Genomic DNA, 12,608 nt, shown 5'->3' on the forward strand with positions numbered 1-12,608 from the left:
ATCATGCGCACCACAGTGTCGATCGACGATGAGCTGCTGGCCCGAGCCAAACGCCGGGCAGCGAGCCGAAATCTCACGCTCGGCCAGTTCGTCGAAGAGGCGGTTCGTCGAGATCTGCTGGCCGATGACACGCCCCGGCGGCCAGTCGAACTGCCGGTGTTCGCCGGGGGCCGGGTGCGTCCCGGTATCGACCCGTCATCGAATCGCGACCTCTACGACGCGCTCGATGAAGAGGGTGTCATCAGGTGATCGTCGTCGACGTCAATGTGCTTCTGGCGGCGCATCTCAGTGAACACGTCCATCACGATCGCGCGCTCGGATGGTTGACGAACGCGCTCGCACACCCCGGCGAAGTCGTGATCCCCGATCTCGTGTGGGTCGGGTTCCTGCGGATCGCGACCAACCGGCGCATCTTCGAGGTTCCGTCGACGATCGCTGCCGCGGCGGCATTCGCGGCGGCGGTCGCCGATGCGCCGGGCGTGCGCCGTCTGCCGGGCCACCCCGACGGCATTTCGCCGTTCCTCGAGTTCAGTGTCGATGCCGGGGCGTCCGCAAACCTCGTGCCCGACGCGTATCTCGCCTCGCTCTGCCGATCTCTCGCATGTCCCATCGCGACATTCGACAACGACTTCCGCCGTTTCGACGGACTCGAGATCATCGTGCCGGCGTGACGTCTCAGAGGTCCGTCTGACCGGCCGTGCTCAGCGCGATGCCGCCCGTGCCGAGAATGCCGTGATCGCCGCCTGCGCGTCGCGCGTCTCGAACGCGGCCCCGATCGTGCGCGCCTCGTCGTCGAGAGCTTCGGCGAACGACCGCTCGAGCCCGGAGCGCACGAGGCGCTTCGCCTGACCGAAGGCGCCGGCGGCACCGCGCAGCCACGACTCGGTGATCTCTCGCGCCCGTACCTCGAGCGCCTCGGGCGCGACGACCTCGGTGACGAGTCCCCAGTCGAGCGCTTCGGCCGCCGAGAGCGTGCGCGAGGTCAGGGTGAGCTCGAGCGCCCGCCGCGTGCCGATCGCCTCGGGCAGGAGCGTGCTCACTCCGCAGTCGGGGGTCAGCGCGACATCCGCATATCTGCTTGCGAACGTCGCACGCTCGGAGGCGACGACGAGGTCGGCGACGAGCATGAAGCCGAGGCCGCCGCCGGCGACCGGACCCTGCACGGCAGCGACGATCGGCTTGGCGCTCGCGCGCAGCACGCGGTGACCATCGTGGATGCGGTCGGCGAGCGCGGTGATGACGGCTCCGGCGTCGGGCTCCCCGGTGGCGAGCTGCGACATTGCGACGACGTCGCCGCCCGCGCAGAACGCGCGTCCGTTCGCGTCGAAGAGCACCGCACCGATGTCGTCGCGCTCGGCGATCTCGTGCGCGAGCGACTGCCACCGCCCGATCGCCGCGGGGTCGACGGCGTTCAGTCGAGCCGGCCGGTTGAGGGTGATGCGGGCGAGCCCGTCGGTCACATCGAACAGGATCGCATCATCGCTCATGAACGTGGAGTCTACTTCGCCGCTCACGAGTGGTCCTGACGGGTGCGCGGTGGTTCACCCGGCCGCGTGCGCCTGCTCGAGCCGCGACGCGCGGGCCACGAGCACGTCGAGCACCGTGCGCACGGCGAGGCGCTCCGAGACATCCGGCCGCACCAGGGCCACGACCTGTCGAGCGGATGCCACGCCGCGCAGCGGCTTCAACACGATCGAATCGGGCATCGCACCCGACGTGAATCTTGGCACGAAGGCGATGCCGAGGCCCGCCTCGATGAAGGCCTCGATGATGCGCATATCGCTGAATCTCTGGCTGACCGTGGCGCGCTGGCCGGCCTGCTGCTCGATGGCGTGCAGGATGCGTTCGAACGGGAAGCCGGGTGGCACGCCGATCCAGGTCTCGTCGACGAGGTCGGCGGGTGTCACGTGCGCGCGGGCTGCGAGCCGGTGGTCGGCGGGCAGGCCGATGTCGAGCGGTTCGGTGAGCAGCGGCACCGCCCTCAGGCCGCGGCCGCCCCACGGAAGCACGCCCGGCATGGTGTGCGCGAGCACGATGTCGAAGTCGGAAGTGAGATCAGCGAACTCGGCGAGCTCGGGGTCGAGGTCGGTGGCGCGCACGACGAGGCCGGCGACTTGCGCCAGGTCGGCGAGCACGGCCGGCAGCAGGGTGGCACCGATCGTGGGAAAGGTGAGGAGCGAGACCTCGCCGCTCGGGTGGTTGCGGAACTCGTCCCAGAGGGCGGTGGCGTGCTCCAGCGCGATCGCGACATCCGCGGCGCTACGGGCGAGTGCGTGCCCGGCGCTCGTGAGCACGACGCCGCGCCCGCTGCGCTCGGTGAGCGGCATGCCGGCTTCTCGTTCGAGCACCTTGAGCTGTTGCGACACGGCCGACGGGGTGCGGCCGGTGGCCTCGGCTACGGCGGTGACGCTTCCGCGTTCGGCGAGCTCGCGCAGCAAGTCCAATCGGCGTACATCCATGTAGTCAAACTACATCGTCATTGTAGAATCGTGAGCTTGTTCTGCATGGTTTTCCGCGGTTCAATAGTGATATCGAACACGTGCAACGGCGCAACGATCGCTCGATCCGCTCCTCGCTCGTTCTTCGAAAGGAACCACCATGCTCAGCATCTTCGTGCTTCTCGGCGGCGTCTCCGCCGTCGCCATCATCGGCTCGATCGTCGTCACCGCGCGTGACGGCTACCGTCGTCAGCCGCGAGAGACGTTCGCGCGCACCGTCTAGGCGCCGTCGCGAACCCCGGGGTCCGTTCCCGGGAGTGCAGGGCCGCTGCGCGGGGGTGGGACTTCTCCACCTGTGAGTGCGGCCCTCTGCAGGGCCGCTGCGCGGGGGAGGGACTTCTCCACCTGTGAGTGCGGCCCAGTGCAGGGCCGCTGCGCGGGGGAGGGACACCCCGCGGGGCGGCCCTTCGTCATGTCGGCTGCGCGCGATGCGCATCGGGATGTACTGGGGGGATCCCGATGCGTGGGGGGTCTCGATACGCGTCCTCCTGCGTCGGGCGCTACTCGACCAGCGAGGTCCTCCTTCGGCGAGGGATCCTCGACATGGCTGACCGTCTGGGGCTAGCGTGTGCCCAAGGGCACGACGTTTGGGGGAACGATGGCGCACGTGGTCGCGACCGGCGCAGGCAAGGCCATGATGGAGCGGCGTGCTGACCCGACGCACGACTACATTCTGAAGCTCACCGGCAAGGAGCGCCCGCGGGTGCTCTTCGTCGGCACGGCGACCGGCGATGACGCCGCATACATCGTGAGCTTCTACACGACCTACGACTCCGATCGGTGTGCACCGCACCACCTGCCGCTCTTCCATCGCGCCGTCGACGACCTCGCGGGCTTCGTGAAGGGCTTCGACGTCATCCACGTCGGCGGCGGCAACACCGCCAACATGCTCGACGTCTGGAAGCGTCAGGGTCTCGACGAGATCATGCGCGAGATGTGGGACGACCCGTCGTCGAACACGGTGTTCACCGGCGGCAGCGCCGGCGGTATCTGCTGGTTCGAGGGCGGTACGACCGACAGCTACGGGCCGACCCTGCAGGTGCTGCCAGAGGGGCTCGGCTTCCTGCACGGCAGCTTCTGCCCGCACTACGACGCCGAAGACCAGCGGCAGCCGCTCTTCCATGCCTCGCTGCTCAGCGGCGAACTCGCAACGGGCTACGCCGTCGGCAACCTGCAGTCGGTGCACTTCGAGGGCTCCGAGTTCGTCACCGCGATCAGCCCCGTCGAGAACCCGCTCGCCCTGAAGGTCGAGGCGGTCGACGGCGAGATCGTCGAGACCGGGCTCCAGGTGCAGGTGTTGGAGAGTACCGGCCCCATTGTGAAGGGCCCCTCCTCGTGAACGACAACGTGTGGATCCTCGTCGCCGAGCTGATCGTCGTCGTCGCCGCGATCTTCATGGGCACCCGCACGAGCGGGATCGGCCTCGGCGTCTGGGGTCTCGTCGGCGTCGCAGTGCTCATCTTCGTGTTCGGGGAGGCGCCCGGCAGCGCGCCGGTCGACGCGGTGTTCATCGTCATCACCGTCATCACCGCGGCATCCGTCATGCAGGCCGCCGGAGGCATCGACTGGATGGTGGCGGTCGCCGCGAAGGTGATCAAGAAGCGGCCGAGGTCGGTCGTCTTCCTGGCGCCGGCGATGTCGTTCCTGTTCACGGTCGGCGCGGGCACGGGCAACATCTTCTACCCGCTGCTGCCCGTGATCTACGACGTGTCGTACCAGCAGAAGATCCGCCCCGAGCGAGCACTGTCGGTCTCTGCGGTGGCCTCGCAGGTCGGCATCCTCTGCAGCCCGGTCTCGGCCGCGACCGCGTCGATGGTCGTGCTGCTCGCGCCCCAGGGCGTCGATCTCGGCAAGCTGCTGCTCATCATGTGGCCGGCGTCGATCGCCGGACTCGCCGTGGCCTCCATCGTGATGGTGCGCAAAGGCAAGGACCTCGAGGACGACCCCGAGTTCCAACGTCGCCTGGCTGCGCACCTGGTGCAACCGGCCGTCCACGTCGACGTCGACAAGAAGCTGCCGCGCACGGCGGTGCTCTCGGCATCGCTGTTCCTCGCGGGCGTCGGCGTGATCGTGCTGTTCGGCCTCTTCGAGGGCATTCGCCCGATCGTCGGCACCGATGACGACGGCGACCCGGTGCGGGTCAGCATCACCGTCATCATCGAGGTGGTCATGGGCGTCATCGCGGCGCTCATCTTCGTGACCTGCAAGGTCAAGGCGTCGGATGTCCCGAAGCAGTCGACGTTCCCGGCCGGCATCGTGGGTGCGATCGCGCTCTTCGGCATCGCGTGGCTCGCGAACACCTTCGTGGCCGCGAACACCAACCTCATCGTCGACGGCCTCGGGGCGCTCGTCTCCGGATCTTCGGCGTTCCTCGGCGCACTGCTCTTCGCCTTCGCGCTCTTCGTCGTCGCAATGCTCACGACGAGCCAGTCGAGCGCGACGAATGCGATCGTGCCGATCGGCATCACGATCGGGCTGCCCGCGTCGCTCCTCGTCGGCCTGTGGCCGGCCGCGATGGGAATCTACACGCTGCCCGCCAACGGCAGTCAGGTGGCCACGGTGTCGTTCGACCAGACCGGCACGACGAGGATGGGCAAGTTCGTCGTCGACCACTCGTTCCAGCTGCCGAACCTCATCTACATCGTCGTCGCGATCATCATCGGTGTCGCGCTCTCCTTCGTCATCGTGTGATGGTCGAGCCGGCCGACCGGACCCTGCTCCGCGAGTTCCTACTCGGGCTCGCGAAGGGCATGAACGCGGCCGCCGACTCCGTCGACCGGATCGGCGACACGCTCGTGGAGGTGTCGCAGGCGTATGGCCACGATGACATCGAGCTCACCGTGTTGCCGACCGTGATCATCATCCAGACGGGTGAGGGGGAGCAAGGCCGTGTCGCGATCCGATCCACGGTGAACGCCTCGTTCCGCTTCGATCAGATCGCCGCGCTCTACCGCCTGATCGACCACGCGAAGCGCGCGGAGATCGACCCGGGCGAGGGCATCAACCGGTTGAACGCGATCGGCGCGATGAAGCCGACCTACGGATGGTTCGTGCGCACGTTCGGGCATGCGCTCCTGACCACCGGGCTCGCCCTGCTGCTCGCGCCGTCGTGGCAGGGGGCGCTCGTCGCGTTCGTGCTCGGCGCAGCCATCGGCGTCGCCAAGCTCGTGCGCTCGCCGACGCTGCAGATCGTCTTTCCGGTCTTCGCCGCGTTCCTCTGCGCGCTCGCAGTGTTCCTCCTCGCACCGCACTTCGCGATCGGCGACCCGATCCGCCTGCTCATCGCACCGCTCGCGACGTTCCTGCCGGGCGGCGTGCTGACCACGGCCGTCGTCGAGCTCGCGGCAGGGCAGATGATCGCCGGCGCCTCGAGGCTCGTCTTCGGGTTCGTGCAACTCGCGCTTCTCGCCTTCGGCATCCTCGCCGCGGGCACGCTCGTCGGCGTAGGGAACTCGGACTATGTACCGCTCGCGACCGATGCGGACACTCCATGGTGGACGGCGGCCATCGGTGTGCTGCTCTTCGCGATGGGCAACTACCTGCACTTCTCGGCGCCGCCGCGTACGTTCCGCTGGGTGCTGCTCGTGCTGCTCGTCGCCTACACCGGCCAATTGATCGGCGCGGCGCTCATCGGGTCGGTCGTGAGCGGGTTCATCGGCGCGCTGGTGATGACGCCGGTCGTGCTGTGGATCGCGACCCTGCGGCATGGTGCTCCGTCGCAACTGACCTTCCTTCCTGCCTTCTGGTTGCTCGTGCCGGGGGCGGCGGGCCTCGTGGGCCTCACCGAGGCGATCGGCGCGAGTCGCGGATACGCGGACTTCGCCCAAGCGGTCATCTCGATCATGTCGATCGCGCTGGGCGTGCTCATCGGCACCGCCCTCTACCGGGTCGTGCATCAGGGCGCCGAAGAGCTCGCCGACTTTCACATCGATGCGCCGGCCCTGCTCACCGAAGCGGAGATGCCGCCGTTCTGGGCGCGCCTCGTGCCTGGTACGCCGCGCTCGTTCTGGGGGCGTCGGCACCGGCGACCTGCGGTCCGCGATCGAACGGATGCCTCGTCGACACCCCCGGATGCGGGGACATCTTCCCCTTCCTCTCAGGCAACCGGGTCGTAGAGTATTCGGGTGACCCTCCTCCACCCTCAGCCCATCGACGCCGCGCGCGCCCAGTTGATCGACTTCATCGCGGCCGACGCCGTGTTCCACGGGGACTTCACCCTGACGAGCGGCAAGAAGGCCACCTACTACGTCGACCTCCGCAAGGTGAGCCTCGACCACCGCGTCGCACCGCTCATCGGGCAGGTCATGATCGACGTCATCAAAGAGGTGCCCGATGTCTTCGCCGTCGGCGGCATGACCATGGGCGCCGACCCGATCGCCGCCGCGATCCTGCATCAGGGTGCCGCGCAAGGCCTCGAGTACGACGCGTTCGTCGTGCGCAAGGAGCCGAAAGACCATGGTCGTGGCAAGCAGGTCGAAGGTCCCGACCTCGACGGCAAGCGGGTCATCGTGCTCGAAGACACCTCCACGACGGGCGGCACGCCGTTGCAGGCGATCGAGGCGCTGAAGAAGGTCGGTGCCGAGGTCGTCGCCGTCGCGGTGGTCGTCGACCGGGGCACCGGGGCCCGTGAGGTCATCGAGGCCGCGGGGGTGCCCTACCTCTACGCCATCGGGCTGGAAGACCTGGGGTTGGCCTGATGAGCGGCGACGGGCAGGGCCTGGGGGGCGACGGCGCCGATTGGCTGCTCGCCCAGTTGGCGAACGGCGATGCGCCGCGCCGTGACGTTCCCCCGCTTCCGCAACCTCCCGTCGCCCCGCCCGCCCCGCCTGTCCAGCAGGTTCGGCCGGCGTCGCCTCCGACGCCGGCGCCGCGCCGTGAAGAAGTACTCGACTGGTTCTCCGAGGCTCCGGCCCAGTCGACGGATGCCGCGACCCGCGCGCTGCCCGTCGTCGGCACGCCGACCCCCCAGCCGCCGGCAGCGCCGGCAACACCTGAGCCCTCCGACTTCCCCTCGTGGACGCCGCCGTTCGCCGTCGGTCAGCAACAGCCTCCTGCGGTAGCCCCGGTGTACCTGACGCAGGTCGAGCCCCCGGTCGGGGCGCCTTCGGCCTCGGCACCGCCCCCGGGTCCACCCACTGCTGCACCATGGCCGCCGGTCGCACCCGTCGCTCCGGCGACTCCGCCCTCCCCGGCGACTCCACCCGGTCCGGTGACTCCCACCGCGCCCTTCGCGCTGACGTGGGGCTCGAACGAGTTCGAGTCCGAAGACGCGATTCGAGCGGCGTTCCGCAGTCTCTCCGGCACGTCGGCCACTCCTTCCGACGTCGCACCGTCCGCAGCACCCGTCGCTCCCGTTGCACCGGTTGCACCGGTTGCGCCGGCGACCAGTGGTGTCGAGCCTCCGTTCGCCGGCTTCGCGCAGCAGCCGCCCGTCGCCCGGCAGTCGTTCGCCCCGGCGCAGTCGTTCGCAGAGCCTTCGGCACCGGCGCCCTCCGCGCCGGTCCATCCGACCGCACCGGCGTCGGCGCCGGCCGGATGGGACGTGCGGTCCCCGCGCACCCCTTCACCGGCTGCGGGCTACGACAACGAGGATGAGCGGTCGCCGCGGACACCGTCTCCGACCGCCCGTTACGACCAGGAGCTATGGGCCGCGCTGAACGAGCCCGACCCGGCACCGATCCCGGTCGCCCAGCCCCCGCAGCAGGCCGTACCGCCTGTGCAGCAGGCCGCCCCGGCTCGAACGGACCATGGCCGGTTCGGTGCGTTCGCAGCCGAGACGACCGACCCGTTCGCGGCGCTCACCGCCGCGACGGCCGTGCCGGTGCAGCCCGCATCGCCGCCGCCGCTCCCGGAGCCCTCGCCCGAGTATCGCGTTCCGACCGCCGCGCCGCTTCCTCCGGCCGCAGCGCCGCTGCCGCCGGCTGCCGCGCCGCTTCCTCCGGCCGCAGCGCCGCTGCCGCCGGCTGCCGCGCCGCTGCCGCCGGCCGCGGCACCCCTTCCACCGTTCGCAGCACCGCGTCCGCCGGCTGCCGCGCCGCTGCCGCCGGCCGCGGCACCCCTTCCACCGTTCGCAGCACCGCGTCCGCCGGTCATTCCGCAAGCGGCAGCTCCGTTCGCTCCGCCGGTTGCGCAATGGCGGCCCGCGGAGCCGCAGTATCCCGCTGCCGCGGCGCCCGCCCAGACACCCGTGCCCGAGTCGCACCTGGGCTTCCCCTTCATCGAGCTGCAAGGTGCGGGCCGCGATCAGGAGAACGCGCAGGTCGGCGCGCGTGCGCGCGAGGCGGATGCGTTCAACACGACGCCGTTCCCCGCGTTCGCGTCGGCCGGTGGAGGCGTCGACGACCCCACGCGGGAGCCGCCGGCACCCGTCGACGACCTGCTCGCCTCCCTCGGAAGCGGCGCACCGCGAGGTCGCGAGGCGGTTCCGCCCGCACGCGATCCGTACGGTGCCGCGAACCCGCAGTACCCGGCGAACCCGCAGAACCCGCCGACTGGGCCGATGGGCCTCGACGCCCTCGGACTCGATTTCGACGACGACGATGCAGACGTCGGCGAGCAGCGGCACGACGAGTTCGATGACGAACCTGCTTCCGGCATCCGTGGCCGATTCTTCGGTCGTGGCCGCGCCGACGACCCTGAGCCCGAGTACGACGACTCGCCGATCGCTCGCGACACTGACGAAGCCGGCTACCTCTGGAACCTGACGCCCGATCCGACGGCCGAAGACCCGAAGTCGAGCCCCGAGGCGGTAGCGACCTCGTTCCTCCCCAGGACCGAGTTCGAGCCCGAGCCCGAGTTCCAGCCCGAACCGGCGTTCGAGCCCGCGGCGGAGCCCGAGTGGTCGTTCGGCCATGATGCCGAGCCCTTCATCGACGACGAACACTTCGCTCCGGGCGCTGCGACGGTCGCCTTCCCCATCGTCGGCACGTCGTCGCCGGCGAACCAGCAGCACGGGGCATCCGACGATGACTCGCTCTCCTCGCTCTTCGGCGGGGTCGGGGCCGCGGGCGCAGCGGGCTCGAATGCCCCGTTCGCCGCAGCTGCGACGGGTGGGTATCCACCAGCCGGCGGGCGGGCACCCGCCCCGAGCACCCGTGCCGCCGGAGACGGTATCGGCCCGATGCGCACCGGAAGCGGCATCGGGCCGCAGCGCACCGGAAGCGGCGGTGGCAACGGCGGCGGCAATGGCGGCGGGGGCGCCGGGGGCGGCGCGAACGGCGGCAGCACCCCGGGCACCCCGAAGGGCGGCAATCGCACGATGCGCACCCTCATCTGGGTCGCCGGCGGCCTCGTCGTGCTGCTCGTGATCGTCGGGCTGTACTTCCTCGGCACACAACTCGCGAGTGGCAATGACGGCGGTGAGCAGCCGTCGGGCAGCGCCTCGGAGACGCCCTCGGAGACCCCTTCGGCGGCTCCGACTGCCGTACAGCCCGCCGGAGTGCACCCATGGGACACCCTTTTCGGCGGCGAGTGCGTCGACCCGTTCGTCGGCGTCTGGGCCGAGGAGTTCACCGTCGTCGACTGCGCGGCGCCGCACGCGGCCCAGCTCGTCTATCGCGGTACGCTGCCCGGCGACGCCGCGGCGCCGTTCCCGGGTGAGGCCGAGCTCGGCGCACAGATGGCAGGTCTCTGCACCGCCGCCGGCATCATCGACCAGGGTCTGGTCGCCGGCATCCCCGATCTGCAGGTGACGGGCAGCTTCCCGGTGACCGAGGAGCAGTGGGCGGCGGGTCAGCGCAGCTACTACTGCTTCGCGAACCGCGCGGGCGGTGAGCCGCTGACGGGGTCGATCAATGGGCCCGGTCCGGCGGTCTGACGGGCATGAGCGCGGACGCGGTCGACGCCGCTGGCATCGCTGACGCCGCTGACGTCGCGCGTGGCCCAGTCGTCGTGTTCGGCTCGTTGAACGTCGATTCGACGAGTTACGTCGAGGCGTTCCCCGCGCCCGGCGAGACGATCCTCGCCCACGACTTCAGGGTGGCGCTCGGCGGCAAGGGCGCGAACCAGGCCGTCGCGGCCCACGTCGCGGGTCTCGAGGTCGAGTTCGTGGCGTGCATCGGCGACGATGCGAGCGGCGCGTTCGCCCGCGCGACCCTCGAGCGCCTGGAGCTGCCGACGACGACGGTGCGGCAGATTGCGGATGCTCCGACCGGCGTCGCCCAGATCACCGTCGCCGCCTCGGGTGAGAACACCGTGATCGTCACGGGCGGCGCGAACCTCGCGCTCACGCCCGCGGTCGTCGACGCGGAGCGCGAACGCGTCGCTGCTGCGGCGCTCGTGCTCACGCAGGGCGAGCTGCCGGTGCCGACGATCGAACGCATCGGCGCAGTGGCGGCGGCCCTCGGAGTGCGGTTCGTGCTGAACCTCGCACCGCCGGCGCCCGTCTCGGCCGAGACCCTGCGCGCGGCCGATCCGCTCGTGCTGAACGAGCATGAGGCGCGAGCGGTCGGCATCGGCACGGATGCCCCGGCGGGCGCGACCCTCGATGATTGGCGTGGCCTCGCGGCATCCGCAGCCGGCGGCATCGCCCGCTCGGTCGTCGTGACGCTCGGTGCAGCGGGTGCGGTCGCGGCCGACGCGGCCGCATCGTGGGCCGTCGCGGCTCCGCGCGTGACCGCGGTCGATACGACCGGTGCCGGCGACGGGTTCACCGGCACCCTCGCGGCCTTCCTCGCCGAGGGGCGCACGCTGCCCGAGGCGCTGCGCATCGCCGTTGCGGCGGGGGCGCTCGCCGTGCAGGCGCGCGGCACCGTCGACTCCTATGCGCCGCGAGCGGCGATCCTCGCTTCCGCTGCCGCTGCCGCTGCCGCCGCGGCCGCTGCCGCTGCTCCCGCGGTCACCGACTCGTGAGGAGCGCCCGCGGATGAGTATCCCCGTGATCCTCGACTGCGATCCCGGGCGCCACGACGTCTTCGCGCTGTGGCTGGCCGCGGGGCATCCGTCGCTCGACTGGCTCGCCGTGCTCTCTGGCCGAGTCCGACCGTCCGGCGTAGGGTGACGGCATCGAAGAAGGAGCGACCATGGACTGGACATTCTGGCTGGGACTCGTCGCCGTCGCCGTCCTGTGGGGAGTCACGCAATGGGCGTTCTCGCTGCGGCGGCACTCCGAGAAGACTCGCGGCGCCGATCGCGAGGCCGCAGACGCGATGCTCGAGGCCGAGCGCGGCAAGGAGCAGGGCCGCTACTGGTCGGGCTTCTGAATTCCGGCCGATGGCGACGATCACCGCGAGCGTCAGGTCGTGCAGCGCATTCGCTCGACCGCGTCGCTAGAGCTCGGTCTCGGCCGGTGCCTCGCGCACGAGCTCGGCGACGCCCGAGAGGATCTCGTCGGGCCGGAACGGGTACTTCTCGATCTCGGCCAGGTCGCTGATGCCGGTCATCACGAGGATCGTGTGCAGGCCGGCCTCGATGCCCGCGACGATGTCGGTGTCCATGCGGTCGCCGATCATCGCCGTGTTCTCGGAGTGCGCGCCGATCTTGTTGAGCGCCGAGCGGAACATCATCGGGTTCGGCTTGCCGACGACGTAGGGCTCCTTGCCCGTGGCCTTCGTGATGAGCGCGGCGATCGCCCCGGTCGCGGGCAGCGGGCCGTCGGCGCTCGGGCCGGTCGCGTCGGGGTTCGTGACGATGAACCGCGCACCCTTGCCGATCAGGCGGATCGCCTTCGTGATCGCCTCGAACGAGTAGTTGCGAGTCTCGCCGACGACGACGAAGTCGGGCGCGGTCTCGGTCATCACGAACCCGGCGTCGTGCAGGGCGGTGAGGATGCCGGCCTCGCCGATGACGAAGGCCGTGCCGCCCGGCACCTGCTGCTTCAGGAAGTCTGCCGTGGCGAGCGCCGAGGTCCAGAGGCGGTCTTCGGGCACGTTGAGGCCCGACGCGCGCAGCCGCGCCGACAGGTCGCGCGCGGTGAAGATGGAATTGTTCGTGAGCACGAGGTAGGGCGTACCGGCGTCCTCCCATTGCTGCAGCAACGCGCCCGCACCCGGCAGTGCGTGGTTCTCGTGCACGAGCACGCCATCCATGTCGGTCAGCCAGCACTCGACTTCTTCACGTCGTGACATGTGTTCCAGACTATGCCGCGGAGGTCACGGACAGATGACGTTCGAG

The 12,608-nt window shown here is 70.3% G+C and carries 14 protein-coding genes; 11 read left to right on the plus strand and 3 right to left on the minus strand.

From position 1 onward, the window contains the following. The first annotated feature begins 3 nt into the window (after positions 1-3). Positions 4-249: a hypothetical protein gene (locus AC1C2S_RS09755; protein WP_495352323.1), complete on the plus strand. Its 246-nt coding sequence runs from the start codon at positions 4-6 to the stop codon at positions 247-249. Then, on the plus strand, positions 246-671 hold the full coding sequence (locus tag AC1C2S_RS09760) for a TA system VapC family ribonuclease toxin (protein WP_495352324.1): 426 nt from the start codon (positions 246-248) through the stop codon (positions 669-671). Before AC1C2S_RS09755 ends, AC1C2S_RS09760 begins: the two co-directional genes overlap by 4 nt. Positions 672-701: 30 nt before the next feature. On the opposite strand, the gene AC1C2S_RS09765 is transcribed toward AC1C2S_RS09760, so the two are convergent. Together AC1C2S_RS09765 and AC1C2S_RS09770 are read right to left on the minus strand one after the other, a co-directional pair. Further along, entirely contained in the window at positions 702-1,487 is a 786-nt protein-coding gene (locus tag AC1C2S_RS09765) for an enoyl-CoA hydratase/isomerase family protein (protein ID WP_495352325.1), read from the minus strand. Positions 1,488-1,541: 54 nt separating this feature from the next. Continuing rightward, the gene (locus AC1C2S_RS09770) at positions 1,542-2,459 is read right to left on the minus strand and encodes a LysR family transcriptional regulator (RefSeq protein WP_495352326.1); all 918 of its coding nucleotides are present in this window, start codon (positions 2,457-2,459) and stop codon (positions 1,542-1,544) included. A gap of 139 nt (positions 2,460-2,598) precedes the next feature. Here AC1C2S_RS09770 and AC1C2S_RS09775 point away from each other — a divergent pair, with 139 nt between their 5' ends. From AC1C2S_RS09775 to AC1C2S_RS09815, 9 genes are all read left to right on the plus strand, one after another. Continuing rightward, positions 2,599-2,721 carry a hypothetical protein gene (locus tag AC1C2S_RS09775; RefSeq protein ID WP_495352327.1) on the plus strand — a complete coding sequence of 41 codons (123 nt, stop codon included), beginning with the start codon at positions 2,599-2,601 and terminating at the stop codon, positions 2,719-2,721. Positions 2,722-3,096: 375 nt separating this feature from the next. Continuing rightward, complete coding sequence (locus AC1C2S_RS09780; RefSeq protein WP_495352328.1) at positions 3,097-3,837, plus strand: Type 1 glutamine amidotransferase-like domain-containing protein; 741 nt, start codon at positions 3,097-3,099, stop codon at positions 3,835-3,837. Continuing rightward, positions 3,834-5,189 carry an anaerobic C4-dicarboxylate transporter family protein gene (locus tag AC1C2S_RS09785; protein WP_495352329.1) on the plus strand — a complete coding sequence of 452 codons (1,356 nt, stop codon included), beginning with the start codon at positions 3,834-3,836 and terminating at the stop codon, positions 5,187-5,189. The genes AC1C2S_RS09780 and AC1C2S_RS09785 overlap by 4 nt, the downstream gene beginning before the upstream one ends. Continuing rightward, positions 5,189-6,613: a threonine/serine exporter family protein gene (locus AC1C2S_RS09790; protein ID WP_495352330.1), complete on the plus strand. Its 1,425-nt coding sequence runs from the start codon at positions 5,189-5,191 to the stop codon at positions 6,611-6,613. Before AC1C2S_RS09785 ends, AC1C2S_RS09790 begins: the two co-directional genes overlap by 1 nt. Before the next feature lie 33 nt (positions 6,614-6,646). Continuing rightward, complete coding sequence (gene pyrE / locus AC1C2S_RS09795; protein WP_495353230.1) at positions 6,647-7,195, plus strand: orotate phosphoribosyltransferase; 549 nt, start codon at positions 6,647-6,649, stop codon at positions 7,193-7,195. After that, entirely contained in the window at positions 7,195-10,314 is a 3,120-nt protein-coding gene (locus AC1C2S_RS09800; RefSeq protein ID WP_495352331.1) for a hypothetical protein, read from the plus strand. The genes pyrE and AC1C2S_RS09800 overlap by 1 nt, the downstream gene beginning before the upstream one ends. A 5-nt stretch (positions 10,315-10,319) precedes the next feature. Further along, the gene (locus AC1C2S_RS09805) at positions 10,320-11,348 is read left to right on the plus strand and encodes a ribokinase (RefSeq protein WP_495352332.1); all 1,029 of its coding nucleotides are present in this window, start codon (positions 10,320-10,322) and stop codon (positions 11,346-11,348) included. 13 nt (positions 11,349-11,361) lie between these two features. Then, positions 11,362-11,496 (plus strand): hypothetical protein, encoded by a 135-nt coding sequence (locus AC1C2S_RS09810; RefSeq protein ID WP_495352333.1) that lies wholly within the window; start codon positions 11,362-11,364, stop codon positions 11,494-11,496. 22 nt (positions 11,497-11,518) lie between these two features. Beyond that, complete coding sequence (locus AC1C2S_RS09815) at positions 11,519-11,698, plus strand: hypothetical protein (RefSeq protein ID WP_495352334.1); 180 nt, start codon at positions 11,519-11,521, stop codon at positions 11,696-11,698. Positions 11,699-11,764: 66 nt separating this feature from the next. Here the strand turns inward: AC1C2S_RS09815 and AC1C2S_RS09820 are convergent, their stop codons facing one another. Then, a complete protein-coding gene (locus AC1C2S_RS09820) occupies positions 11,765-12,562 on the minus strand; it encodes an HAD-IIA family hydrolase (protein WP_495352335.1) in 798 nt (265 codons plus the stop codon). Between the last annotated feature and the right edge of the window lie 46 nt (positions 12,563-12,608).

The sequence above is a fragment of the Agromyces sp. Y782 genome (assembly GCF_059445405.1).